At 34.7% G+C, this 25865-nt stretch carries 22 protein-coding genes and 1 tRNA gene; 16 read left to right on the forward strand and 7 right to left on the reverse strand.

The genetic code is table 11. The annotated features are described in order from the left end of the window. The first annotated feature begins 1 nt into the window (after position 1). The 3 genes from ACXAFS_RS01920 to dusB all read left to right on the forward strand — a co-directional run bounded on the left by ACXAFS_RS01920 (position 2) and on the right by dusB (position 2595). On the forward strand, positions 2 to 1129 hold the full coding sequence (locus ACXAFS_RS01920) for a hypothetical protein (RefSeq protein WP_475304941.1): 1128 nt from the start codon (positions 2 to 4) through the stop codon (positions 1127 to 1129). 62 nt (positions 1130 to 1191) lie between these two features. After that, positions 1192 to 1581, forward strand: coding sequence for a DUF4345 domain-containing protein (locus ACXAFS_RS01925; protein ID WP_475304942.1), 390 nt, complete (start codon positions 1192 to 1194; stop codon positions 1579 to 1581). A gap of 21 nt (positions 1582 to 1602) precedes the next feature. Next, on the forward strand, positions 1603 to 2595 hold the full coding sequence (gene dusB / locus ACXAFS_RS01930) for a tRNA dihydrouridine synthase DusB (RefSeq protein ID WP_475304943.1): 993 nt from the start codon (positions 1603 to 1605) through the stop codon (positions 2593 to 2595). Here dusB and ACXAFS_RS01935 read toward each other — a convergent pair. Further along, positions 2592 to 3794, reverse strand: a complete 1203-nt coding sequence (locus ACXAFS_RS01935; RefSeq protein WP_475304945.1) for an ABC transporter permease — start codon at positions 3792 to 3794, stop codon at positions 2592 to 2594. The two genes, dusB and ACXAFS_RS01935, sit on opposite strands and share 4 nt — an antisense overlap. Next, complete coding sequence (rbfA, locus tag ACXAFS_RS01940; RefSeq protein ID WP_475304946.1) at positions 3795 to 4187, reverse strand: 30S ribosome-binding factor RbfA; 393 nt, start codon at positions 4185 to 4187, stop codon at positions 3795 to 3797. Positions 4188 to 4302: 115 nt separating this feature from the next. On the opposite strand from rbfA, the gene mce reads away from it, so the two are divergent. The 3 genes from mce to ACXAFS_RS01955 all read left to right on the forward strand — a co-directional run bounded on the left by mce (position 4303) and on the right by ACXAFS_RS01955 (position 5316). Next, the gene (gene mce / locus ACXAFS_RS01945; RefSeq protein ID WP_475304947.1) at positions 4303 to 4707 is read left to right on the forward strand and encodes a methylmalonyl-CoA epimerase; all 405 of its coding nucleotides are present in this window, start codon (positions 4303 to 4305) and stop codon (positions 4705 to 4707) included. Between the two features lie 74 nt (positions 4708 to 4781). Continuing rightward, a tRNA-Ile gene (locus tag ACXAFS_RS01950) sits at positions 4782 to 4855 on the forward strand. A 260-nt stretch (positions 4856 to 5115) separates the two neighbouring features. Beyond that, entirely contained in the window at positions 5116 to 5316 is a 201-nt protein-coding gene (locus tag ACXAFS_RS01955; RefSeq protein ID WP_475304949.1) for a PID-CTERM protein-sorting domain-containing protein, read from the forward strand. On the opposite strand, the gene ACXAFS_RS01960 is transcribed toward ACXAFS_RS01955, so the two are convergent. Next, positions 5313 to 5903 carry a riboflavin synthase gene (locus ACXAFS_RS01960; RefSeq protein WP_475304950.1) on the reverse strand — a complete coding sequence of 197 codons (591 nt, stop codon included), beginning with the start codon at positions 5901 to 5903 and terminating at the stop codon, positions 5313 to 5315. The two genes, ACXAFS_RS01955 and ACXAFS_RS01960, sit on opposite strands and share 4 nt — an antisense overlap. A 97-nt stretch (positions 5904 to 6000) precedes the next feature. Here ACXAFS_RS01960 and pdxA point away from each other — a divergent pair, with 97 nt between their 5' ends. The 10 genes from pdxA (at position 6001) to ACXAFS_RS02010 (ending at position 18035) form a co-directional block, all read left to right on the forward strand. Further along, positions 6001 to 7041: a 4-hydroxythreonine-4-phosphate dehydrogenase PdxA gene (gene pdxA, locus ACXAFS_RS01965; RefSeq protein WP_475304951.1), complete on the forward strand. Its 1041-nt coding sequence runs from the start codon at positions 6001 to 6003 to the stop codon at positions 7039 to 7041. Between the two features lie 79 nt (positions 7042 to 7120). After that, entirely contained in the window at positions 7121 to 7660 is a 540-nt protein-coding gene (locus tag ACXAFS_RS01970) for a YceD family protein (protein WP_475304953.1), read from the forward strand. Between the two features lie 8 nt (positions 7661 to 7668). Further along, positions 7669 to 7872 carry a 50S ribosomal protein L32 gene (rpmF, locus tag ACXAFS_RS01975; RefSeq protein ID WP_111683250.1) on the forward strand — a complete coding sequence of 68 codons (204 nt, stop codon included), beginning with the start codon at positions 7669 to 7671 and terminating at the stop codon, positions 7870 to 7872. A gap of 178 nt (positions 7873 to 8050) precedes the next feature. Beyond that, the gene (locus tag ACXAFS_RS01980; protein WP_475304954.1) at positions 8051 to 9049 is read left to right on the forward strand and encodes a beta-ketoacyl-ACP synthase III; all 999 of its coding nucleotides are present in this window, start codon (positions 8051 to 8053) and stop codon (positions 9047 to 9049) included. A 30-nt stretch (positions 9050 to 9079) separates the two neighbouring features. After that, on the forward strand, positions 9080 to 9562 hold the full coding sequence (gene accB / locus ACXAFS_RS01985; RefSeq protein WP_475304955.1) for an acetyl-CoA carboxylase biotin carboxyl carrier protein: 483 nt from the start codon (positions 9080 to 9082) through the stop codon (positions 9560 to 9562). Positions 9563 to 9645: 83 nt separating this feature from the next. Then, positions 9646 to 10995, forward strand: coding sequence for an acetyl-CoA carboxylase biotin carboxylase subunit (gene accC / locus ACXAFS_RS01990; protein ID WP_475304956.1), 1350 nt, complete (start codon positions 9646 to 9648; stop codon positions 10993 to 10995). A 165-nt stretch (positions 10996 to 11160) separates the two neighbouring features. Beyond that, entirely contained in the window at positions 11161 to 14139 is a 2979-nt protein-coding gene (locus ACXAFS_RS01995; protein WP_475304957.1) for a reprolysin-like metallopeptidase, read from the forward strand. 52 nt (positions 14140 to 14191) lie between these two features. Further along, positions 14192 to 15310 (forward strand): NAD(P)/FAD-dependent oxidoreductase, encoded by a 1119-nt coding sequence (locus tag ACXAFS_RS02000; RefSeq protein ID WP_475304958.1) that lies wholly within the window; start codon positions 14192 to 14194, stop codon positions 15308 to 15310. Further along, complete coding sequence (locus ACXAFS_RS02005) at positions 15301 to 15750, forward strand: 3-oxoacyl-ACP synthase (protein WP_475304959.1); 450 nt, start codon at positions 15301 to 15303, stop codon at positions 15748 to 15750. The genes ACXAFS_RS02000 and ACXAFS_RS02005 overlap by 10 nt, the downstream gene beginning before the upstream one ends. Before the next feature lie 32 nt (positions 15751 to 15782). Further along, positions 15783 to 18035: an efflux RND transporter permease subunit gene (locus ACXAFS_RS02010; protein ID WP_475304960.1), complete on the forward strand. Its 2253-nt coding sequence runs from the start codon at positions 15783 to 15785 to the stop codon at positions 18033 to 18035. A gap of 6 nt (positions 18036 to 18041) precedes the next feature. Here the strand turns inward: ACXAFS_RS02010 and ACXAFS_RS02015 are convergent, their stop codons facing one another. From ACXAFS_RS02015 to ACXAFS_RS02030, 4 genes are all read right to left on the reverse strand, one after another. Next, on the reverse strand, positions 18042 to 18947 hold the full coding sequence (locus ACXAFS_RS02015) for an ABC transporter ATP-binding protein (protein ID WP_475304961.1): 906 nt from the start codon (positions 18945 to 18947) through the stop codon (positions 18042 to 18044). A gap of 66 nt (positions 18948 to 19013) precedes the next feature. After that, on the reverse strand, positions 19014 to 22151 hold the full coding sequence (locus tag ACXAFS_RS02020; RefSeq protein ID WP_475304962.1) for an FG-GAP-like repeat-containing protein: 3138 nt from the start codon (positions 22149 to 22151) through the stop codon (positions 19014 to 19016). Between the two features lie 13 nt (positions 22152 to 22164). Continuing rightward, entirely contained in the window at positions 22165 to 23523 is a 1359-nt protein-coding gene (locus tag ACXAFS_RS02025) for an Ig-like domain-containing protein (RefSeq protein WP_475304963.1), read from the reverse strand. A gap of 163 nt (positions 23524 to 23686) precedes the next feature. Then, positions 23687 to 25852 (reverse strand): prolyl oligopeptidase family serine peptidase, encoded by a 2166-nt coding sequence (locus ACXAFS_RS02030; RefSeq protein ID WP_475304964.1) that lies wholly within the window; start codon positions 25850 to 25852, stop codon positions 23687 to 23689. Between the last annotated feature and the right edge of the window lie 13 nt (positions 25853 to 25865).

Raw genomic sequence — 25865 nt, forward strand, 5'->3', positions numbered from 1 at the left:
AATGAAAAAATTATTATCACTTCTTTGTTTATTTACACTTTTCTTTGCCTTTACTTGTGAAAACGAACCTTTGGATTTTGATGCCGAAACAGGCGGAACGGATTCTGACTTATTAGGCGAATGGAATCTTGTAGAATTTGATGTTGAAGTAAGCACTTCTACTAATTTTCAAGGACAAGAGATTTCTTCGGACGTAGAAGTTTATAGCACAACTGTAGATTATACCTTAAATTTTACCGAAAGCAATTTTACTACAAACGGTAGTTATAGCTACGTAGCCGATATTATCGCTAATGGTATGAATATAGAAGGAGAACCTTACACACTAGAAAATGTTTCTGGCAGTGGAAGCTACTCTGTTAATGGAAATGAAATGACAGTAGACGGATCTTTCTTTGAGTTTTCTTTTGAAGGAATGGATTTTGCTGAGCTTAGTGGTGAACAAACAGCAACATTTGAAATATCTGATAATGGGCAAACATTAATATTTAGCCAAAACGAAACAACAACAGAAACCGATGCAGCAACAGGAGTTACTTCTACAAGCACCCAAGTGTCTAGTTCTGTATGGACAAGAGGTGCTAACTCATCTCCTGATTGTACAGCAGAAGAAGCAACCAATGAAGCTGCTACAGCATACAATGACGATAACACCAACGAAGATTTATGTATAGCGTACAAAGAAGCTTTAGAAAATCAAATAGCAGAATGTGGTGATCCTGACGGTAGTTTGCAAGATATAATAGATGATTTAGGCGATTGTTCCTCTGGCGCTGCCAGCTCTGGTGTGTTAAAGGTAACAACAGGAACCTTACCAATAGATTTCACACAGCAAACAGTTTCAATAAATGAAGGAATAATTACTGTTGAAGGTGTTAGCGAAGGTGGTAACTATCAAATTTATTTTCAAGTTACTGAAGGTGATACAGGCACAGATGTTTTTCAAAATTTTGTATTAACTATAAATGGTACAGAGTATTTTCCGTCTACACAGGGTTTTGATGATTTTACTTCAAACACAACCGCTAGTTCTGATAATGTTTTACAAGCAACATTTTACGGTATAGTAGAAAGTGCTGCTGGTGCTGACTTAAGCCTCACCCAAGGCCAAGCAGACGTGATGTACTAAACTTAAATAGAAAGAAGTTTAAAACTTCTTGTTTATACATAAGTGGATTTTAGATATAAATTATGAAACAAAAGCATATAGTAACTAAAATCCACTTAATTATTTCTGCTTTGGTTGTAATTCCTGCGGCATTCATTTATGGCTTTGTTCCTCAGTTCTTTTTAGACATTTCTCACGAAACAGTAGATGAACGCAATTTCTCAAAAGCAATTATGGGCATTTATTTGGCGTTTTCAACATTATGGGTTCTAGGTATATTTAAAAGAAGGTTTCTAAGTTATGCATTATTGTCAAATGTGTTATTTATGATAGGTCTTGGCTCAGGAAGAATAATAAGCCTCCTATTAGATGGTATACCCTCAATTATTTATGTTACAGGAACTTTTGGAGAGTTACTTTTAGGTTTTTATGGACTTTGGGTGTTGAATAGCAAATATTATAAAAAGGTGTAATTTTGCCTCAAAATTTTATACTTGGTAAAAATAGGTGACATAGAGCTAGGTGAGTTTCCATTGCTATTAGCACCAATGGAAGATGTGAGCGACCCTCCATTTAGAGCATTGTGTAAAGAACAAGGTGCAGACGTAGTATATACAGAGTTTGTATCAAGTGAAGGTCTTATTCGTAATGCGGCTAAAAGTGTCATGAAATTAGACATCTATGAGAAGGAGCGTCCTGTTGGTATCCAAATTTTTGGCGCTAACATGGAAAGCATGCTACAGACAATAGATATTGTTGAGAAATCTAATCCAGATATAATAGATATCAATTTTGGCTGTCCTGTAAAAAAGGTGGTTTCTAAAGGTGCAGGTGCTGGAATTCTTAAAGACATCTGTCTTATGGAGCAGCTTACTGCCGAAATGGTGAAGCGTACCAATTTACCGGTTACTGTAAAAACCAGGTTAGGGTGGGATCACGATTCAATAAGAATTGTCGAAGTTGCGGAACGGCTGCAAGATGTTGGCTGTAAGGCTATAGCCATTCATGGTCGTACAAGAGCACAAATGTATAAAGGTAATGCAGATTGGAAACCAATTGCTGAGGTAAAGAACAACCCGAGAATGCATATTCCTGTGTTTGGAAATGGTGATGTAAACACACCAGAACGTGCTGTAGAAATGCGAGATGAATATGGTTTGGATGGAGCGATGATTGGTAGAGCGACCATAGGTAATCCTTGGTTTTTTAAGCAAGTAAAGCACTATTTTAAAACAAGAGAGCATTTACCACCTATTTCTATGCGAGAACGTGTAGTAGCAGCACGTCGTCACCTGCAAATGTCTATAGACTGGAAGGGAGAAAAACTAGGTGTTTTTGAAACCCGAAGACACTACACCAACTACTTTAAAGGTATTCCAAACTTCAAGGAATATCGTATGAAAATGGTAACCAGTGATGATTCTAAAGATGTCTTTGATGCCTTTGATGAGGTCTTAGATAAATTTGGAGATTATCAGTTTGCCTAAGTCTGTATTAAGGTCTTAGTTATTCTTTGAGAAGCTAGTCGAGAAGCTATGATACCTAGTCCAAAAATGGTAATCAAAACCAAAAAGACATTAAAAACTTGCAATCGTACAGGATATGCCAATTCTGGTGTTAGCATAATTAAATCAAATTGCTGTTGAAAAAACACTATCAGTAAACCAATTACTATACCCACAATACCACTAATGATGGTCATGAGGCTGCCTTGCCAAAAGAAGATAGATTTTATTGTTTTTGGTTCCGTGCCTAAGTTAAAGAGCGTATTTAAAGACTTCTTTTTATCTAAAATCATCATAATTATTGCACCAATTACATTAAATAAAGCAATAATAATAACTAAGGTGAAAATGAGATAGATGGCGAGGTTTTCGGTATTTAACATTTTAAACAAAGCATCATTTAACTGTTCCCTGTTTTTTATGATAAATCTATTTTTAAAGTTAGTAGCTATAGCATTTCTAATGTCATCTTCATTTGCTTCACGGTGTATTTTCAATTCTAAAGCACTTATTTGGTTGTCTTTATAATTTAATAATTGTTTGGCTAGTGAGATGTCAGAAAAAATATATTTATCATTTAACTCCTCATTAATATCAAACAGGCCAACATTATTAACGTAAACAGCGTTGTAAGCACCTTTAATAGAACTAATCTGTCCTTTTCCAAGCTTGGGAACATATAAGGATAAGGCGGTTCTAAAATCTAATATTCCAAATGAGAGGTTATGAGAAATGCCCCAACCAGAAACAACTTCGTTGCTGTTTGGAGCAAACCAGTACCCTTTGCTAACCATTGAATCAATTTGTGTTACGTTTAGGTAGTTAGCGTCCACACCCTTAAGCGTAGCAAGTAAGTTCTTGTTTTCAGATTTTATTATGATGCGCTCTTCAATTATTTCAGAAGATGACAAGATGCCATTAATATGTTTTAGGTTGTTTCTATCTTCCTTGGAAAATATAAAGGATTTGCCCTCTACAGGAAGCAATTTTAAATCAGGATCCACAAATGATGAAAACTGAAGACTGTAATCTTTTAAACCTGCAAATACAGAAAGAACAATAAACAAGGCAGCAGAGGCAATAATTACACCTCCAGACGCAATTAAGGTCATAATGTTTATAGCGTTGCTACTGCTTTTAGAAAACAGGTAGCGTTTTGCTATATATAACGGAAAATTCACTTAAGATTTTTTACGCTTGTCTAATAAGTCTGTATTGTCTAACGGGTTGTCTTCACCCTTAAGAGAACGCTCTATACCGTCTATATATTCTAAAGAGTCATCAATAAAAAACTCTAAGTGTGGCATACGTCTTAATTGATGGCGTGTGCGCTGAGACAATTCGTGTCTAATTAATGGAGTGTTAGACCTAATACCTTCTAATAGTGCTTTGGCTTCTTTATTAGGAAAAATACTTAAGTATACCTTAGCAATAGATAAGTCTACCGTTACATTAACTTTTGAAACAGAAATAATCACACCTTTTAGCCCTCCAGAAGATGCGGCACGCTGTAACACTTCTGCTAAATCTTGTTGTAAAATACCTGCTATTTTCTTTTGCCTATTACTTTCCATATTGCAAAAGTAGATGATATTTAAAGATTATGGTATTTTTATATAACAAAAATCATAGTTTGAAAGAAATGAAATCCATTTCTTAGGCAGATGTTAGAATTCAACACTAAATAAGATGAAAAAAATTGAACATATTGGTATTGCGGTAAGAGATATTGATAAATCAAACGGATTATTCAAGGCATTGTTTGACAAAGCGCACTATAAAATCGAAGATGTTGAAAGTGAAGGTGTAAAAACATCGTTTTTTAAATGTGGACCCAATAAAATAGAATTGTTGCAGGCGACAAATGAAAATAGTCCAATAGCTAAATTTATAGAAAAAAAAGGCGAAGGGATTCATCATATCGCTTTTGCCGTAGATAATATCGAAGAAGAGATTAAGCGATTGACAGAAGAAGGGTTTGAAATGATCCATAAAGTTCCCAAGAAAGGTGCAGATAACAAAATCATAGCATTTTTGCACCCAAAATCTACAAATGGAGTATTGATTGAATTATGTCAAGACATTAGGGATTAAAATTCTTGTAGAGTTTTAAAATATATAGTAATATTGCAAACTCTTTAGAAATAAAGAGCTGGTAATAACCAATAGGTCCTATAACTCAGTTGGTTAGAGTATCTGACTCATAATCAGAAAGTCCCTGGTTCGAGCCCAGGTGGGACCACAAAAAGCTCTTCTTAGATAGAAGGGCTTTTTTGTTTTTAAATAATATTTATTTCATTTAGGATTGTTTAGACGTTCTAAGAATAAGAATTAATATTATATTTGCGTTAAATGTTCGTGAGTTTTTGTGCGTATCTTCCCTAATTTTAGCACATTTTAAGTATTTCATCGACAATATTTGCCGTTTAAAGACGTTTTTTGATTGTATTTGTTTTGTTAGATAGGTTTTTTTATTACATTTACGCACCCTTAATTGATGATATGAACAATAGTAAGGTATTTGTCCTAATCTTATTTTTATCCATGGGTTTTGCCTCTGGGGCACAAGGAGCTACACCTCCACCACCTATGCCTCCACCACCTCCAGGTCTTCCAATCGATGGTGGTGCTATTCTGTTATTTGCCGTCGCGTTAAGTTTCGGAATTTATAAAGCGTATAAAATTTCCAAGAAAACAGCTTAGTTTCTCAAGTCATTGAGACGTTTTACATATTTACCTATTACATCAAACTCTAGATTTACTGTATCACCAACATTTAAGTTTTTGAACGTAGTGTGTTCATAGGTATAAGGAATTATTGCTACAGAAAATTCGTTTATTTTAGAATTTACAACCGTTAGACTCACTCCATTTACAGTAATAGATCCTTTTTCTATGGTTATGTTGCTTAGAGACGGATCATACTTAAAGGTATAAATCCAACTTCCATCTTCTTCAATGACGGCAATACATTCGGCAGTTTGGTCAACGTGACCCTGAACAATATGTCCATCTAAGCGATCACCAAGTTTCATGGCGCGCTCTATATTTACAAGATCACCTATTTTCAACATTCCAAGATTCGTTTTGTCTAATGTCTCCTTAATTGCTGTAACCACGTAGTTATCATCATTAATAGAAACAACGGTTAAGCACACTCCGTTATGAGCCACACTCTGGTCTATTTTCAGTTCAGAAGTTATAGAGGTTTGTACTGCAATATGAAGATTTTCTCCTTCAGCAGTAAGATTTTTTATAGTTCCTAAATCTTCAATTATACCTGTAAACATAGTATCCGCTTTATTTAGTTAAATTTGCATTTGCAAAGTTAAGGACACAATTCAACACCTTTGCACCTTTTAATAAAAAAATAGGATAATTTGTAGTATGAAGAAAGAAGAAAAAGTTGTTGTAGGTATTTCTGTAGGAGATCTTAATGGAATAGGCCCAGAAATTATTATAAAGGCATATGAAGACAATAGGTCATTAGAGTTAAGCACACCTGTAATATTTGCTTCCGGAAAGACAATGCAGTTTTTTAAGAATCATTTCAAAAGCAAGATAAATTTTTTCAATATTGACACACCAGAAAAAGTAGTTCATGGCAAGGTAAATGTTGTAAATGTTTGGAAAGAACCTGTTAAAATTGAATTTGGAAAAGAAGACAAAAAGATAGGTGAATATGCTATAAAATCTCTAGAAGCAGCAACCAACGCTTTAAAAAAAGGCATAATAGATGTTTTAGTAACCGCACCAATTAATAAGCACAATATCCAATCAGACAAGTTTAAGTTTCCTGGACATACTGATTATTTGGCAAAGGTTTTAGGTGGTAAAAGTTTAATGTTTATGGTTGCTGGGAATTTGCGTGTAGGATTACTTACTGACCATGTACCTCTTAAGGATGCTGCCAATCACATTACTGAAGATTTAATTAGGGAAAAAATAGCAACAGTCACAAAATCTCTTAAACAAGATTTTGGCATCAATAAACCAAGGGTTGCGGTCCTAGCAATTAATCCTCATGCTGGTGATAATGGTGTTATTGGAAATGAAGACGATATTGTATTAAGACCAACACTAGAAAAGATAAGAGAAGAAGGAAGTTTAGTTTATGGTCCATATTCAGCAGACAGCTTTTTTGGTTCTAATAATTATAAAAGTTTTGATGCTGTGATAGCTTCGTATCATGACCAAGGGTTGATTCCGTTTAAAACAATAGCATTTGGAGGAGGTGTAAATTATACCGCAGGACTTAATAAAGTTAGGACTTCTCCAGACCATGGAACTGCATATGAAATTGCCGGAAAAGGACAGGCAGACGAGCATTCGTTTGTGCAGGCTATTTATACGGCTATCAGAATTTTTAAAAACAGAGAAGAGTTTAATTATTATTCAAAAAACCCGCTAAAAAAAGCTTCAAAATAGATATTAACAAAATTTGTTGATATCTGAGCTTTAAATAACTAAAAATTTATATATTTGCAGGCTCAAAATGAGTGTGGTAATGAAGGCATTAAAAGATTTTACGATTCAATTTGTTGGATTAAAAGAAGGAGAGCACAGTTTTGATTACACCATAAGTAATACGTTCTTTAAGAATTTTGAATACGAAGAGTTTAATGAAGTTGATGTAAAGATTGACTTAAAACTCATAAAAAAGTCAACATTATTGGAGTTGTATTTTGATGCATCTGGCTTTGTTAATGTTAATTGTGACCTAACAAACGAACCATATAATCAAGACATTGAAGATGAATTTAAACTTGTAGTTAAGTTTGGTTCTGAGTACAATGATGATAATGAAGATATCTTAATTATACCTCATGGTGAGTACGAGATAAACATAGCTCAGTATATTTATGAGCTTATTGTTTTAGCAGTACCCGCTAAACGAGTACATCCAGGTATAGAAGACGGCACATTAAAATCTGAGATACTTTCAAAATTAGAAGAATTAAGCCCTAAAGAGGCAAAAGAAGATAAAACATCAGAGGAAATAGATCCTCGTTGGAATAATTTAAAAAAACTATTAACGGATAAATAACATTTAAAATGGCACATCCTAAACGTAAAATATCTAGAACAAGAAGAGATAAAAGAAGAACACATTACAAAGCTTCTGTACCTCAAATAGCTACTTGCCCAACAACTGGTGAGCCACACTTATATCACAGAGCACACTGGCATGAAGGAAAATTATACTACAGAGGACAAGTATTAATAGATAATTCTGCTGAAGAAGAAAATTTAGCATAAGTATTATGCACGCATATAATAAAACGCTCACTTGTGGGCGTTTTTTTTATTTAAATTTTCTGAATAAGTGAAAAACCACTTAATTTGCATAATTATTTGCCAAAAAATGCTAAAAACCGAATAAAAACAGTTCATTTTTGTCATTTTTCAATACTTTTAATTAATCTAAAAGCTAATAATGAGTAAAATCACAGCGGCAATAACAGCTGTAGGAGGTTATCTACCGGATTACGTGCTTTCTAACAAAATTTTAGAAACCATGGTAGACACCAACGACGAATGGATTACAACACGAACTGGTATTAAAGAGCGTAGAATCCTAAAAGAAGAAGGTAAGGGAACATCATTTTTAGCCATAAAAGCAGCTGAAGACTTAATCCAAAAAACAGGATTAGATCCAAAAGAGATTGATTTGGTTATTGTTTCTACGGCAACACCAGACATGAAAGCAGCCTCAACAGCAGCCTATACAGCTACTCAGATAGGTGCAGTGAATGCATTTTCATACGATTTAGAAGCAGCCTGTTCTAGTTTTCTTTTTGGAATGTCAACAGCAGCAGCATACATTGAATCTGGTCGATACAAAAAAGTACTTCTTATAGGAGCAGATAAAAATTCATCATTTATAAATTATAAAGACAGAGCAACTTGCATCATTTTTGGTGATGGAGCAGGGGCTGTTTTGTTTGAACCTAACGAAGAAGGATTAGGGCTTCAAGATGAGATACTTAGAAGTAATGGCGAAGGACGTGAGTTTTTACAAGCTACTTACGGAGGTTCGTCATACCCTATTACACAAGAGGCTTTCGATCAAGGCAAGCACTACGTTTTTCAAGATGGAAGAACAGTATTTAAAAACGCTGTATTCAACATGGCAGATGTTGCAGAACGCATATTAAAAAGAAACAACTTAACAAATAATGATATTTCTTGGTTAGTTGCACATCAGGCAAACAAAAGAATTATTGACGCCACAGCACAACGAATTAACTTAGAAGACGAAAAAGTAATGATGAATATAGAAAAGTACGGAAATACTACTTCTGCTACTTTACCATTATTACTAAATGATTACGAATCTCAGCTCAAAAAAGGTGACAACTTAATATTTGCTGCCTTTGGAGGAGGGTTTACTTGGGGTTCTATCTATTTTAAATGGGCTTATAATCCCAACTAAAAACTAACTAACAAAAACTATTTAAATATTATGGATTTAAAAGAAATTCAGAACTTAATTAAATTTGTCGCTAAGTCTGGCGCAAGTGAAGTTAAGTTAGAAATGGATGATGTTAAAATAACAATCAGAACAGGATCGGACAATGAAACAACTATTGTACAACAAGTGCCTGTTCAAGCAGCAGCACCAGTTGTTCAACAGCAAGCTCCAGCTACTGTAGCAGCGGCACCAGAAGCACCTGCGGCTCCAGCTCCTGCAACTGACGATTCTAAATATATTACTGTTAAATCTCCAATCATAGGAACATTCTATCGCAAACCAGCTCCAGACAAGCCTGTTTTTGTTGAGGTTGGTACAGAAATTAAAGAAGGTGACGTTTTATGTGTTATCGAAGCCATGAAACTATTCAACGAGATAGAGTCTGAGGTTTCTGGTAAAATTGTAAAGGTATTAGTAGACGACTCATCTCCAGTAGAGTTTGATCAACCGTTATTTTTGGTTGATCCATCATAACAATTGAAAATTCCAATCCACTAATCCCAAACCCAATAATTTGGAATTTGGTGCTTGGAAGTTGAATTTTTAAACTAAAAGTTATGTTCAAAAAGATACTTGTTGCAAATAGAGGAGAAATAGCACTTCGTGTTATTAGAACGTGCAAAGAAATGGGTGTTAAAACCGTTGCAGTATATTCAACCGCAGATGCAGACAGTCTTCATGTTAAGTTTGCAGATGAAGCCGTGTGTATTGGTCCAGCACCTAGTAGCGAATCTTATTTAAAGATTTCAAATATAATAGCAGCTGCAGAGATTACAAATGCAGATGCCATACATCCAGGATATGGTTTCCTATCTGAAAATGCTAAATTTTCTAAAATATGTGAAGAACACGGTATAAAATTTATCGGAGCTTCTGAGGAAATGATTTCTAAAATGGGAGACAAAGCAACAGCAAAAGCAACAATGAAAGCGGCTGGTGTACCTTGTGTTCCTGGTAGTGATGGTATTATTGCAGATTACGAAGAGTGTGTTGTACTTGCCGAAGAAGTAGGCTATCCTGTAATGTTAAAAGCTACAGCAGGTGGTGGAGGTAAAGGTATGCGCGCTGTTTGGAAAAAAGAAGATTTAAAAGCAGCATGGGATTCAGCAAGACAAGAGTCTAAAGCAGCCTTTGGAAATGACGATATGTATATGGAAAAACTCATTGAAGAGCCAAGACATATCGAAATTCAAATTGTAGGCGACTCAAGAGGTAAAGCATGCCATCTTTCAGAAAGAGATTGTTCTGTTCAAAGAAGACACCAAAAACTAACAGAGGAGGTGCCTTCACCATTTATGACTGATAAACTTAGAGCAAAAATGGGTAAGGCAGCAGTTAAAGCAGCTGAATTCATTAAATACGAAGGTGCAGGAACCGTAGAGTTTTTAGTAGATAAGCATAGAAACTTCTACTTTATGGAAATGAATACACGTATTCAGGTAGAGCACCCAATTACAGAGCAAGTTATTGATTTTGATTTAATTAGAGAGCAAATTTTAGTGGCTGCTGGTGTTCCAATTTCAGGAAAGAATTATACACCAAATTTACATTCTATTGAGTGTAGAATTAATGCAGAAGATCCTTTTAATGATTTTAGACCATCACCAGGTAAAATAACAACACTACACGCGCCAGGAGGTCATGGAGTGCGTTTAGACACACATGTATATGCTGGTTATAGCATTCCACCAAACTATGACTCTATGATTGCCAAGTTAATTACAACTGCGCAAACCAGAGAGGAGGCAATTAATAAAATGAAGCGTGCTTTAGATGAGTTTGTAATAGAAGGTATAAAAACGACTATACCATTCCATAGACAATTAATGGAGCATCCAGACTACTTAGCAGGAAATTATACCACTAAGTTTATGGAAGACTTTAAAATAAAGCCTGAAGAAGAATAAAAAAGCGACCTAATGGTCGCTTTTTTGTTTTTCAGATTTCTCCATAGAATTAATAATATATTCAAATTGTTCACTTCACTTGAAGATATATCAAAGAATTTAGTTTTTTTTTGTAAAGTCTTAAGAGAACCAATACCTTTGTTATCACATTTAAAATATTCAATAATGAAAAATAATTACCCAAAGTTCTTTTTAAGCTTTTTGGCGGCCTTATTCTTTATGTCGCTAACTTATGCGCAAAAAACAGAGCTCACTTGGTCTATAAATAAAGACCAAATTAATAAAGAGGATGTAAGTTTTTATAAGTCAAAACCCAAACATTCAACGTTAATAAATATTAATATCGAAGAGCTGAAACAACAGCTGATTAATGTTCCTAAGCGTCAATTTTCAAATAAAAATGAAGGTATTGTTCTTCAATTTCCAAACCAAGATGGGAAGCCTCAATCTTATTTGGTACAAGAGGCTTCTGTAATGGAATATGAACTACAAATGCAATTTCCTGAAATAAGATCTTTTGTTGGAAAGGGTATTGATAATCCTGCTGCTATTATGAGATTTAGCATATCTCCTCAAAAAGGTTTTAGCGGTATGGTACTTTCTGATCAAAAAACAGTTTTTATAGAACCTTATACACAAGACTTAAAAACATATATGGCTTTTATAAATTCTGATGAAGATGACCCAAGAGAAAGTTTTATCTGTGAAACAGAAAACGATCCTGAAGGTTTTAAAATATCTAATACAGATGCAACTGCGTTAAGAAATGCTAATGATGGAACTTTAAGAACGTATCGTTTAGCTTTAGCATGTACAGGCGAATATGCTCAATTCCACGGAGGCACTGTTGCGGGTGCTCTAGCCGCTATGAATACAACCATGACAAGAGTAAATGGTGTTTACGAACGAGATTTGGGTGTAACAATGGTCATAGTTGCCAATAATAGTAATGTAATCTTTTTAAATGCAGCAACCGATCCATATAATAATAATAATGGTGGTGTCATGCTAGGTCAAAACCAAACAGCTTGTGATGCAAATATAGGTTTTGCAAATTATGATATAGGGCATGTTTTTAGCACTGGTGGTGGCGGAATAGCCCTATTGCGTTCACCTTGTACGGTTAATAAAGCACAAGGTGTTACAGGGTCACCTGTACCTCAAGGAGATGCTTTTGATATTGATTATGTTGCACATGAAATGGGTCATCAATATGGTGCAAACCATACCCAAAACAACAATTGCCAAAGATCAAGTGTTTCTGTAGAACCAGGAAGCGCTTCTACTATTATGGGTTATGCAGGTATTTGTGCGCCAAATGTTCAAAACAATAGTGATGATTATTTTAACGGTGAGAACATAAAAGAAATGTGGGCAAATATATCTTCTGGACCTAGTAGCACATGTTTTGCGGGTAGCGCAACTAATAATGTAGCTCCAGTAGCTAATGCAGGTGCTAATTATACAATTCCTTTATCTACTGCATTTGTTTTAAGAGGGTCTGCAACGGATGCGGATACAGCTTCTGGATTAACATATTGCTGGGAGCAAGTAGATGCAACTCCAGCCACAATGCCTCCATTGTCTACCAATACTGCTGGTCCCTTGTTTAGATCATTAGATCCATCTACATCACCAGACAGATACATGCCGCCATTAAGCACAGTTTTCTCCGGCTCTTTAGCAACCACATGGGAAGTTGTACCATCTGTTGGGAGAACAATGAACTTTTCACTAACAGTAAGGGATAATGAAGCTGGTGGTGCTGCTACAGATTCAGATGAAATGACAGTAACGGTACAAAATTTTTCAACACCATTTACGGTAAACACCCCTCCGACTTGGGGTGCAAACTCTAGCCAGCAAGTATCTTGGGTTGTTGGTCAAACAAGTTCGGCACCAATAAATTGTCAGACAGTAAATATTCTATTTACTACTAATGGAGGACTATCTTTTACAACTCTAGCTTCTGGTGTTCCTAATACAGGTACAGCTACCATAACAGTTCCTGGTGTTGGAAATACAACTAACGCAAGAGTTTTAGTAGAAGCGGCTGATAACATTTTCTATGCAGTGTCTAATACGTTTTCAATTTCAAGTGCTCAAGACTTCAGCATTAGTGCCACAAATGGAGATGTAACAATCTGTAATCAAGATACAGCCTCAATAGATTTTAGTTATGTAACCTCTAATGGTTTCTCTGAGACGACATCATTTAGCGTTTCGGGTGTGCCAGGTGGTGCTGGATCAAGCTTAAGCCCTATGTCTTTAAATTCCGACGGCACTGTAACCTTAAACCTAACAGGGTTAAATGCTTTATCGAGTAATACTTATACAATTACACTTACAGCTACTTCCCCTTCAATCACAAAACAAGCCACAGTAGATTTAACAATTACTGATGGTGTTTGTCCTTCTGAAGGTGATTTGAGTTTCCAAACAAGAACTACAGGTGTAATATTTAACACAATTAACAACCTAGATGCAGGTCCAAAGACGGCACCATATTCAGATTTTACAAATATTTCAACAGACGTTGAGGCAGGTATGGATTACGATTTATCTGTTAGAGCCAATTCAGATGGGAATTATCAGATTATAACCAGAGTTTGGATCGACTGGAACCAAAACTGTTCATTTGGTGATCCTGGTGAAGAATACGATTTAGATTTGGGTACTACAGCAAATATTGCAGATCAATTGACAGATGGATCTCCTTTAACGATTACTGTTCCAACTGACGCAGCAGACGGAACAACTATCATGAGAGTTAGTACAAAGTATACCGCACCAGGCGCTAATGATTTCCCAACATCATGTGAGACAGGTTTTGATGGTGAGGTAGAAGATTACTCATTAAATGTTATTAATAACCTTGGTATAGATGATAATGAGTTAGATAATTTAAGTGTTTATCCAAATCCAAATAATGGAACTTTCACCGTTGGCTTCAACCCAAAATCAGGAGACGACATTAATATCGAAGTATATGACATCAGAGGAAGAGCGATATTCACTAAAACCTTTAACGGCACAAATAGATTTGATGAAGTTATTCAATTAAATAACGCTCAATCCGGAGTCTATTTGTTAAATATTTCAGATGGCTCATTTAAGGTAACTAAGAAGATTATTGTTGAATAATTCTAAACGATAAAAACGAAAAGCTCCTTATATTTAGGAGCTTTTTTTTGCTATGAATTTATCGTATTGGGAAATAAAAACGTGGTTTAATACAATAGATTTTACTATTGTTGGTAGTGGTATAGTTGGGCTAAATGCTGCACTTTGTTTAAAAACTAAGTTTCCTTGGGCAAAAATAGTTATTCTAGAAAAAGGAATTTTACCTCAAGGCGCAAGTACAAAAAATGCAGGCTTTGCTTGTTTTGGTAGTTTAAGCGAAATCATCGATGATTTAAACACACACTCTGAAGAAGAAGTACTTGGTTTAATAGAAAAACGCATTAATGGCTTACAGTTATTAAGATCAAATTTAGGCGATGCCAAGATTAATTATCAAAATATGGGAGGCTATGAATTGTTTGCTAAAGAAAGCGAAGCCTTATTTAGTCTTTGCGCAGAAAAAAAGACATTCATTAATACGCTTCTTCAGCCTATCTTTAATGCAGATGTTTTTAGTTTTAAAGACAATAGTTTTAATTTTAAAAATATTCGATCTCAATACGCCTTTAACCAATTTGAAGGTCAATTAGACACGGGTAAAATGATGGAAACTTTACTACAAAAAGTTTTAAACTTGGGTGTAAAAGTTCTTAATAGTTGTACGGTAGAGTCGTTTTCATCCGATGTCAATTCTGTGAAAGTTAAAACCAACTTCAATGAATTTTCGACTTCAAAATTACTTATTGCTACAAATGGTTTTGCTTCACAATTACTTAATGAATCCGTAAAACCAGCAAGAGCTCAGGTATTAATAACAAAACCTCTTAAAAATCTTCATATTAAAGGCACATTTCATTTAGATAGAGGGTACTATTATTTTAGAAATATTGATGATAGAATTCTATTTGGAGGCGGTAGGAATTTAGATTTTAAAACGGAAGAAACAGAGCAGTTCGGACAAACAGCACTTATTCAGAATCGATTAGAATCGATTTTAAAAAACACAATTTTACCAGACATACCTTTTGAAATAGAACACAGATGGTCTGGCATAATGGGAGTAGGGTCACAGAAAAAAGCAATTGTAAAGGCAATTAATCACAATGTATTTTGTGGTGTTAGACTTGGTGGAATGGGTGTGGCAATAGGAAGTAGTGTTGGTAAAGAATTAGCAGATTTGGCATGTCAATAAAAGAGAAATTATTTAACAAATGCAGCGCAGCATTAGAAGTGCGTTTATCTGTAATTTCAAAAACTATTTCAGATTTAGAAACCTCATTACAATCTGAAACCAAAAGTAGTGCAGGGGACAAGCACGAAACGGGACGTGCAATGGTGCAATTAGAGCGTGAAAAGGTAGGTCAGCAATTAGCAGAATTACAAAAGAATAAAACCTTACTTCAAAGAATAAATCATTCGTCAAAGCATCACAATATAGCACTTGGCAGTATTGTTTTTACGTCTCAACACAATTATTTTATTAGTATAAGTGAGGGTGAATTAGATGTAGATAATACGACTTATTTTGCCATATCACCACAATCTCCAATTGCTAAATTATTGTTTGGAAAAACCGAAGGTGATACTATTAGCTTTAGAAGCAGTACCTTTGCAATTGTAAAAGTGATATAATAAATCTATTGATTTAGAACATTTTTTGATTGATGGCAAAACTAAAAATCTTTGTTAAAGCTCTAATTAAATTTAGAGTAGCAGTACTTGCACTTCTTGCTGTATTGATGGCCTTAGCAGGTTATCAAACAATTAACAAACTTAAAATAGATAATTCTCTAACAATTTGGTTTTTAGAGGACGATCCCAGTTATCAGGCATATATAGATTTTCAAGAAAAATTTGGTTCAGATGAAATTTATGTAGCCATGTTTCCTGTAGATAATGCACTATCTGAAGAAGCCAATAGTAAATTAATGGCACTTACCAAGGACATCGAGCGATTACCTTATGTAAAGACCTCTTTTAGTTTGGCTAAGGCAAAGTATCCACTTTATGCCAACGGTAACATTCAATTTTTGGAACTTTATAATAGTAAGCGAAGCGAAAAAGGTTTAAAAAGTTTATTTTCAAAATTACCAAATGTAACCTCGCAATTGGTTTCAGAAGATTATAAAAATTTATTTTTCTATGTACAGCTCAATCCAACACCTACAATAGAAACAAAGCGTAAAGCAATATTAGGTGAAATAACATCTGCAATAGAGCATCATTTTACAGACTATCATCTCACAGGTCCACCTGTATTAAATGAAGCCTATAGTAAGGGTATTTACAAAGAAAGTTTACTTTTTGGCGTGTTAACCGTTTTAGTCATTACCATTTTATTATTATTCTTACTACCAAGTAAACGCTATCTTTTAGTGTCCTTGTTATCGGTTGCCATACCAGTAGGTTTACTATTTGGCATTATTGCATCAATGGGTTTTGCATTAAATATGATCTCAATGCTCATACCAACCATTCTAATGGTTTATAGCGTTAGTGATGCCGTACATATCATAAATATTTATCACAAAGAAGGTCTTTCTAACAATATTAAAGATAAAGTAGATCTCATTTCTATAGCAGTAAGAAAGAGTTTAACACCTTGTTTTTACACTACATTAACCACTTTTGTGGGTTATTTTGCACTATTCTTATCTCCGTTGCCAGCATTTAAAAACATGGGAATCTTAACTTGTGTAGGATTGTTATTGAGCTTTTTGCTGGTTTACGTTATAACTATAATTGGGTTTAGTTTTATGTCGCTAAATTTTGAAAAAGCAAAACCGGTTTTAGCATTACAATCAATTAATCAGACGAAATTTATAGATTGGATAAACACATTTACAACACAGTATAAGCGCACAATTATTGTAAGTTTTACAACCTTGTTATTGTTGGGTTTATATGCTGTAACTAAGATCAAAATAGATACAAGGTCACTCGATTTACTGGCTGAAGGAAAGGCAAAACAGGATTTAAGAATTGTTGAAAATCAACTAAAAGGAAGCTCAAGATTACAGCTAAATGTTTCCACAAAGAACGGTGAACCAATTTTAAGTAAAGAGGCTTTGGGGCAGTTAGAAGATTTTCAGAATAAGCTTGAAAAAAATCCATTAATCATAGCTCCGGTTTCGATTGTAAATATTAAATCATTTTTAGAAAAACGTTCGCCTGTATTATTTCAAAGTAATGTCTCTGAACTTAAAATAAAGTCCACTTTATCTAGTGTAGACACAAATGACAATAGCTTTTTCAAATTATTTTCTGAAGATTTTTCCACAGCAGGTATAACACTTAGTTTACCTGAAATGACAACCTCAGAATTAGAAAAAATACTTGTTGATGTAGAACAAGATTTTAAAGCAAGCTTTGAAACTGACGATTTTAACCTAAAAATAAACGGCTTTGCTGTTGTATTTGCACAGTTAAACAAGTTTATACTAGAAACACAGTTTAAATCATTTTTTGCTGCCTTTTTCGTCGCATTTATATGCTTATTGGTTTTTATTAAAAGTGTTAGAACAACGCTTTTGGTTTTAATCCCTAATATTCTGCCTTTAGCGATTTTGGCCATAGCAATGAGTTTATTAGATATTCCGTTGGATGTATCTACAGCTATGATTACTCCAATAATGTTAGGTATTGCAATGGATGATACTATACATTTGGTTTATAAATACCGACGTAGTAATACAGTCTCTGGTTCTCCAAAAGAGCGTATGGATAGCGCAATGCGGTATACAGGTGGCGCCTTAATATCCACAACTATTGCACTGGTAGGCGGTTTCTTAATTATAGCTTCTAGCGCGACACCTTCTGTAAGTGATTTTGGAATTTTGTGTGCGGTAACAGTGGGAATAGCGTTGATCACAGATATATTTTATTTACCTGCTTTGTTAAAGCAGTTTGATAAATAGCTTATTTCAAAAAGAAAAATAAACTTCCTCTCCTTTTGCTAATGACTTATTGTGGTAAATAAATATAGACTGTTTATTAAATAAGGCTTCTAATAGCCAAGAATTGCCATTAAAATAGGATTGTTTTATAGTTGCTTTTAATTCGGAATTATTTACAATTTTAAGCTCATGCGCGTAATATATTTTGCCGTTAATTACGTTAAATTCTTCAAAGAAAGAAGCGATTAAGGGCAGCTTTGGATTTTTATAAAGGTTTTGAGGTTTGTCTTTGGCAATGACTTCTTTGTTATCTAGGACAATCATATCATCAGCAAAACCCAACACATCATTTTTATCGTGTGTTGCAACAATACAAGTAATGTCATTATCTTTTAGATACCTAAAAACGCTTCGTCTTAAGCTTTGTTTCTTAAAATTATCTATGTGGCTAAAGGGCTCATCCAATAATAAGATTTCCGGTTGTTTTGCTAAGGCTCTGGCTAATGCTACACGTTGTTTCTGTCCGCCAGATAGGGTTTTTACCTTTGTTTTTGCAAAACCTTCTAGTTCTACAACCTTTAAAAGCGCATTTGTGCGTTTTTCTTTTTCTTCTGGATAAAAACGCGACAGATGTTTACCAATATTATTTTCAACGGAAGTATAAGGCATTAAATCAAACTCTTGGGTAACAAACTTCATAAAATCGTAGCCAATCACTAAGTTATATTTTGGGCCAAGAATTTCAGTGTTTTTCCAAAATATCTGTCCTTGTTCTAGATCGTATTCTCCAAAGATAAGTTTAAGTAGAGTGCTTTTACCAGATCCGCTTTCACCAATAACAGCAACATTTTCACCAGAATTAACGGTGAAGTTTATATCCTTAAGGATTTGGTTTTTAGTATAGCTGAAACTAACATTTTTAATTTGAAGCATATAGCAAAAATACCATAAAAAAGCCGCTTGATATACAAGCGGCTTTCTGTATTTATTGAACAACATTTATTTTTTGATAAACTTTCTTCTTATGCTTCTGCCATCAGATTCAATTCTAAGGAAGTAAACACCACCTTGAAGACCAGAAACGTTTAACTCATCATTAGTTATCATTTGATTGAAAACGCGTTTACCAGAAACATCAAAAATAGTTGCGATTTTTTCTGTTAAAATAGCTGTGGTCTTAATTTTTAAGACATCTTCAACAGGATTAGGATAAATAGAAATATCAGCGAACGCTTCATCTTCTATGTTTAAAGGAGCTGAACCTTCAACAAGAACATGCGTTGAGTTGATACTTGGGTTTTCAAAAACATCTACTACTCCAGATGGCCAGTAAACTCTAATTTCTGTAATTGAGGTTTCAGCCCCAAGTCCAAAATGTACGTTTAACGAGCTCATAAATTCAAAACCTTCACCACTTCTGACATCTCTTATTTGGGTTCCAGAAGGCGTAATCAGTTCAACACGTGCTCCAATACCATTTCTATTACTATAATTTGGTGTAACATGTGCCATACCTACAGTGTTTATTTTAACCCAATTGTTACTGTTACCTTGGTTATAATACCTAACACCATTGTAGTATGTGTCTATGAATCCATCATTGTTTAAATCACCAAAACTACCATTCTTGTAGTTAATCTGCTGATCATCAGCGTCCTCAAACGTCATATCTCCTTTGCCATACATTATAGAACCATTGCTAATTATATCAAGGTAACCATCGTTATCAATATCATGAACAGAACTCTCCCATCCTGTTGGAGCAACAATTCCTGCTCCAGCAGTAACATCGGTAAAAATGTAATCATTATTAGGATTTCCATCATCCGAAAAACCGCTGTTTTCCATTAATTTGTGAGTGCCTGAACTAGCACCTACAAAAACATCCATATCGCCATCATTGTCAAAATCTCCCCAAGCAGAAGACCATGTTTGCATTGGATCTGCTAAACCAAGGATAGCAGCGTTTTCTGTGTAAGTTCCGTCACCATTATTAGTCACCATTATATTTGTTCTTCTTTCAACGGCACCACCACATTTAGCGATGAATAAATCAATATTTCTATCGTTGTTATAGTCTATCCATATAGAACCATAATCACCTCCTGACGGGTAATTACCTAATGAGTAAGGAGCGTCTGGTGTAACATCAGATTGATAAAAAGTAAAAACACCTGTACCATCATTTATGAAGTAGACATTAGGCTCAACATCGTGACAAACGAAAGCATCAAGGTTACCATCGTTATTTATATCAACAAAGTTTGAACGTTGCGAGAATACATACTGCGATGTAGATTGTTCAGTAAAACTTGTACCATCATTACTTGCTTGCATAAATGTTACACCACTACCTGCACCATATAGCAAATCTGTCTTTCCATTGGCGTCAAAATCGGCCGCAGCCATACTCCAACTTGGTAAATAATCAGCATTAGGAGTTGTAATGTTTATGTTTGTAAATGATCCATCAGCATTCTGCTCCTGAATATTAATGTTTGTGGAAGAAACACCAACAATGTCATCTAAAAAGTCACCATTCATATCAACAACCGCTAAATCATAACCGTTAACAGTTATTGGCTGCTGAGAGAAATTAATTCTTGATGGTGCTTGTGTTGTAAATGTAAAAGGACCTGAGAAATCTGATGTTTCACCAGTACAGTTAGATTGAACATAAAAATCATAGCTAGTACCGGATGACAATCCATTTAAATTATAATTTGTTGCATTAAGGTTGTTTACAACATTTCCTGAGCCTGGCGTAAATCCAGTTGTTCCCCATTCAATATTCCATGAATTTGCTATACCATTTTCTGTCCAACTCAAAATAGCTGAGTCTAAGGATATTGAAGTTACATCTAAACTACTTGGGTCTGGACAACTCGCTCCTTCTTCTATACATAAGTCAGCAGTTCCGCTTTGCTGATCCCTCCAAATCACAGCATAATAAGTTGCACCAGGAGTTAAACCTCCAATAAGGCCAGATGTATCTCCTGCATTAAATCCATTATTGGTGCAGGTAGATACAGAAGCACCACCGCAAGAGTCATACACTTCTAAACCAATACTATTTGCAGCTCCACTAAAATTAAAAACTACTGAACCAATAGTAGGTGCAGTAAAACTCACAAAATAGCCATAGTTGCCTACAGCGTCACAGCTTGGATTTTCATTAGAAGCATCGATATCAATTGCCGTACTAAAGTCAAAAGTCATTGGTGTTGCTGTACTACAGTCTTCTTCTACAGTCATACTGATTGCAGAAGCACATGCTACACCTGAAGGTGAGGCTGTTCCAAAACCCATTGGCCCAACAAAATTTGATACGTTACTAGCTCCACCACAATCGGATTGTACGTAAAATTCATAATTTGTGCTATCTGTTAAACCTGTTAATGTGAAAGGGTTTGATGAGGTTGTAATAACATTTCCTGTTCCTGGTGTAAAGCCAACAGGACCCCATTCAATATTCCATGTTGTAGCAACTCCGATTTCTGTCCAGATTAAATCTGCCGAAGTCTGCCCAATGTTAACTACATCTAGGTTTGTAGGGTCTAGACAAGTAGTTGAAGGATCTAAAGAGGTAATTGTCGGAGATGTTAAACACCAGCCCCATTGCCAACCATTTTGGTCATCATAATTAATACGATATCTAAAACCAGATAATTGAGTAGCAGTAAACCCTGTTATGTCAAGCAATCCAGTTGAGTAAGATTCTGTATTAGAGCATGTTTCATAATCAGAACCTGCAGAATTACCGCTAAAAGTCCATAAGGTATACCAAGTAGTAGTGTCAGCATCATAAGCCTCTATTGATAATACATCGTTTCCTAATGGTCTATATACATAATCACCGTTAATAATAATAAAATTTTCACCTGCTAAACTTGCAGGAGTTAGATCAATTATCGGCGAGGTTGCTTGGATTGTGTCATCAGAACTCGATCCCGCAGCATCATCATCAAAAGTAAATGTCGAGCCAGTAGTTGTAGGGTCAGATAAAAGCCCAGTAGCAGTATATGTTCCTGTTAAAGACCAGTCACTATTTGGCCAATTTGCGTTTTCATTTAAAACCTGAGCATTGCCCAAGCAAAATGTAAAAACTGCGATAAGTAAGAGTGTAATTTTTTTCATATCTTTTTTTGTGTTAGTCGCAATTATTTAAAGAATTAATCCATTCCTCTATTAGATTAATACCTTCTTCGTGGTTAGTTGTTCTTCCCAATAAAGGCATTCTAAAAGATTCATCAGTAGTACTTATTCTGTAATAAAGTATGGATAGGTCGGTGTCATTGGGTTTTACAATATAAGAATTTGGAATGAATTGAGTTTCAGGCTCTACACAAACGCCTAAATTTGCTAAGTCTTCTGTTAAATGAAAAGCAAATCTCATGGGTCTGTAATTACAATGACCATCATCAGAGTGACAATGTGCACAATTTATATCTAGATAAGAGCGAACCCTTGCTTCAAGTGGTTGAGAATTATCATCCCAAGCGACAGAGGAATTTATGTTATCAGGAACATCAGTGTTTAAATATCCAAACTCTATAAGTTTACGCAGTTGGTTTGCAGAACCATCAGCGTAGTCATAATTTTTATTCAAATTCTGAGGTTTCAAACCAATAGTTGTTGGGTCGTCTAGCTGATTATGACATGTAAAACACTCTGCTCTAGAAGGTATTCTATAATCTGTTGTCTTTATATTTTCTCCTTCTAGCCAACTTAAATTAACAATACTGCCAGAGTTTGTAAAAAAAGCCTCTGTTTGTTCTTCATTCCAAACATAATTTGCAAAATCCCACTCGTTTTCTTTTCTGTACATCAGTCTGGTTTCAATAATTTTTGTTGAATTATCAGGCTGTACATTGTAGTAAAAGAAATTTTTGATAATAACAGTACCAGTCGGAAAATCTAGTGGAGTATAATCATTAATATAGTTAGCTTTTACTCCATTAGGCATCCATATGAAACGTTTTTTCTTGGCATAATCTGTAAATAAAGGTGTAATGAGGTCATAAGGAAAAACTCCAAATGTAGGGTTAAGGTTGTTTAAATCTCCTTCGAAGAAATTATAAGATGATAAAGTTTCATGCGGAGTATCACCTTCAAACATATTTACAGTAGACAAAGATGAAATTGATAAAGAGATGTTTTCTGTTGAACAATTTTCAGATGCATCACATATAATGTATTGCATAGAATCTTCACCAATAGTGTTTGAATTTGCAGTGTAAACTATGAAATCATCATTAACATTATCTGGTGTATTATTATCATTAATTACTGCAGAGCCTAACGATGGCTGTGTTAAAGATAGCGTACCTGATTGGGGAATATTAGAATCGTTATTGAATATAAATATCTCAACACTAGAGTTTTGAGCTAAAAAGACTTCGTCTGGATCCGTTTCAATAGACAAAGGCGTTGTGCTGTCATCTGATTCACTACAAGATGATAATAATGCAGTTAAAAAAAACAGTTTTAGAATGTAATTCTTTTTCATGTATTGATGACAACGTATAAATAAAACAGTTTCAACAAAAAAACTCCTACTTTTTTAACAAAAATAGGAGTAAATCTAAGACTTTTTAATTAAATCGTTTATAATCAAGTAAAAAAAGATAAACGACAATATAAAATGCTTTAAAACTAAAGCATATGAAATGTTAACCTTTTACTTTTTCCTTTGTTTTACTTGGTAGTACATCAAAGCCCATATTATAAAGTGTAAACCCAAAAATATCGGCATATTGTTCAATGGTTTTACTTACAGGAGTACCAGCACCATGACCAGCATCGGTTTCTATTCTAATAAGTGTTGGGTTATCACCAGATTGTTTACTTTGTAATTCTGCAGCAAATTTAAAACTGTGAGCAGGAACCACTCTATCGTCATGATCTCCAGTTGTTACCAAAGTTGCTGGGTATTCAACTCCTTCTTTTACATTATGCACAGGTGAATAGCCTTTTAAGTAATCGAACATTTCTTTACTATCCTCTGCTGTACCGTAGTCGTATGCCCAACCTGCACCAGCAGTAAATGTATGATAACGTAGCATATCTAAAACTCCCACAGCAGGTAGCGCTACTTTCATTAAATCTGGTCTTTGTGTCATGGTTGCTCCAACTAATAAGCCTCCGTTAGAACCACCTCTAATAGCTAAATAATCTGATGAGGTATACTTTTCTGAAATTAAATATTCTGCTGCAGCAATAAAATCATCAAAAACATTCTGCTTTTTCATTTGAGTACCTGCGTTATGCCATTTTTTCCCATATTCACCACCACCACGCAGATTAGCTACAGCATATATTCCACCTTGTTCCATCCATACGGCATTTGTAATGCTAAAGCTTGGTGTAAGAGAAATATTGAAACCACCATAACCATATAATATAGTTGGGTTTTTACCATTGAGCTCTAAACCTTTTTTATGAGTGATTATCATTGGAACTTTTGTACCGTCCTTAGAGGTATAAAACACTTGCTTACTTTCGTAATTTTCAGGATTAAAATCTATACTTGGTTTACGGTATAATTCAGAGGTTCCTTCCTCAATATTATATTTGTAAATACTGCCTGGAGTAACATAGTTTGTAAAAGAATAATACAATTCTTTTTCTTCTTTTTTAGCTCCAAACCCACCAGCACTACCAACACCAGGTAGCTTTACTTCTCTTACAAGTTTTCCATCATAATCGTATTGTAATACTTTGGAAACGGCATCTACCATATATTCAGTAAAGAAATACCCTCCTCCTGTTGATGGACTTAGAACATTTTCGGTTTCTGGTATAAAGTCTTTCCAGTTTTCTGAAGTTGGATTAGACGCATCTACTGTAACAATTTTTTGATTTGGTGCATTTAGGTTCGTAACCAAGTAAAGCTTACTGTCTACATTATCAATCACATAAGTATCAGAATCTGTGTGATCTAAAATAGTCGTTAACTTGCTGTTTTGTTGAGACAAATCTTTTATAAAGAGCTTATTGCCAGAAGTAGAAACACTTGCAGATATAATTAAGTATTTATCATCTTCTGTAACACTTGCTCCAATATAGCGATGTTTTTCTTCTGGAGTACCACCAAAAATCAATTGATCTTCAGACTGTTTAGTACCTAGCTTATGATAATATACTTTGTGTTGGTCTGTTTTTGCAGAAAGCTCACTACCCTTTGGTTTGTCGTAGCTTGAGTAATAGAAGCCATCGTTTTTGTACCATGACATGCCACTAAACTTAATATCGACTAAGGTGTCTTCAACAATATCCTTGGTTTCAGCATTCATTATTAGAATTTTCCTCCAATCACTACCGCCTTCAGAAATTGAATATGCTAATGTTTTCCCATCTTTAGAAAAACTTAGGCCACCTAAGGAAATTGTTCCATCTTCTTTAAAGGTATTTGGATCTAAAAAGACCTCAGCTGTCTCTGGATCGGCATCATTTTTATATCTGTAGATAACATATTGGTTTTGTAAACCATCATTCTTATAAAAATAGGTGTAATCACCTTCTTTGAAAGGTGAACCAATTTTTTCATAGTTCCATAATTTAGTAAGGCGCTCCTTTAACTCTTCTCTATAAGGGATGTTATCTAGGTAGCCAAAAGTAGCTTCATTTTGAGATTTTACCCAAGCTTCGGTTTCAGCACTTCTGTCATCTTCTAGCCAACGGTAAGGATCGGCTACATCTTCACCAAAGTAATTGTTTACAGTGTCAACTTTTTTGGTTTCAGGATAGTTTACAGTAATAGGTTTCACTTTTTCGGATTCGTTTTTACAGGAAACAAAAATACTTAGTAATGCAGTAATTAGAAGTAATTTTTTCATAATTGGTTTTTAA

Source organism: Winogradskyella sp. ABM4_392, from assembly GCF_056160445.1.

What these genes read in the sequence shown, in the direction of transcription:
- ACXAFS_RS01920 (WP_475304941.1), top strand. Translation starts at nt 2, where the DNA reads ATGAAAAAATTATTATCACTTCTTTGTTTATTTACACTTTTCTTTGCC.
- ACXAFS_RS01925 (WP_475304942.1), top strand. Translation starts at nt 1,192, where the DNA reads ATGAAACAAAAGCATATAGTAACTAAAATCCACTTAATTATTTCTGCT.
- ACXAFS_RS02025 (WP_475304963.1), bottom strand. Translation starts at nt 23,523, where the DNA reads ATGAAAAAGAATTACATTCTAAAACTGTTTTTTTTAACTGCATTATTA.
- ACXAFS_RS01980 (WP_475304954.1), top strand. Translation starts at nt 8,051, where the DNA reads ATGAGTAAAATCACAGCGGCAATAACAGCTGTAGGAGGTTATCTACCG.
- ACXAFS_RS02000 (WP_475304958.1), top strand. Translation starts at nt 14,192, where the DNA reads ATGAATTTATCGTATTGGGAAATAAAAACGTGGTTTAATACAATAGAT.
- ACXAFS_RS01955 (WP_475304949.1), top strand. Translation starts at nt 5,116, where the DNA reads ATGAACAATAGTAAGGTATTTGTCCTAATCTTATTTTTATCCATGGGT.
- ACXAFS_RS02015 (WP_475304961.1), bottom strand. Translation starts at nt 18,947, where the DNA reads ATGCTTCAAATTAAAAATGTTAGTTTCAGCTATACTAAAAACCAAATC.
- rpmF (WP_111683250.1), top strand. Translation starts at nt 7,669, where the DNA reads ATGGCACATCCTAAACGTAAAATATCTAGAACAAGAAGAGATAAAAGA.
- pdxA (WP_475304951.1), top strand. Translation starts at nt 6,001, where the DNA reads ATGAAGAAAGAAGAAAAAGTTGTTGTAGGTATTTCTGTAGGAGATCTT.
- ACXAFS_RS01995 (WP_475304957.1), top strand. Translation starts at nt 11,161, where the DNA reads ATGAAAAATAATTACCCAAAGTTCTTTTTAAGCTTTTTGGCGGCCTTA.
- ACXAFS_RS01960 (WP_475304950.1), bottom strand. Translation starts at nt 5,903, where the DNA reads ATGTTTACAGGTATAATTGAAGATTTAGGAACTATAAAAAATCTTACT.
- mce (WP_475304947.1), top strand. Translation starts at nt 4,303, where the DNA reads ATGAAAAAAATTGAACATATTGGTATTGCGGTAAGAGATATTGATAAA.
- accC (WP_475304956.1), top strand. Translation starts at nt 9,646, where the DNA reads ATGTTCAAAAAGATACTTGTTGCAAATAGAGGAGAAATAGCACTTCGT.
- accB (WP_475304955.1), top strand. Translation starts at nt 9,080, where the DNA reads ATGGATTTAAAAGAAATTCAGAACTTAATTAAATTTGTCGCTAAGTCT.
- ACXAFS_RS02005 (WP_475304959.1), top strand. Translation starts at nt 15,301, where the DNA reads ATGTCAATAAAAGAGAAATTATTTAACAAATGCAGCGCAGCATTAGAA.
- ACXAFS_RS02030 (WP_475304964.1), bottom strand. Translation starts at nt 25,852, where the DNA reads ATGAAAAAATTACTTCTAATTACTGCATTACTAAGTATTTTTGTTTCC.
- ACXAFS_RS01970 (WP_475304953.1), top strand. Translation starts at nt 7,121, where the DNA reads ATGAAGGCATTAAAAGATTTTACGATTCAATTTGTTGGATTAAAAGAA.
- rbfA (WP_475304946.1), bottom strand. Translation starts at nt 4,187, where the DNA reads ATGGAAAGTAATAGGCAAAAGAAAATAGCAGGTATTTTACAACAAGAT.
- ACXAFS_RS02020 (WP_475304962.1), bottom strand. Translation starts at nt 22,151, where the DNA reads ATGAAAAAAATTACACTCTTACTTATCGCAGTTTTTACATTTTGCTTG.
- ACXAFS_RS02010 (WP_475304960.1), top strand. Translation starts at nt 15,783, where the DNA reads ATGGCAAAACTAAAAATCTTTGTTAAAGCTCTAATTAAATTTAGAGTA.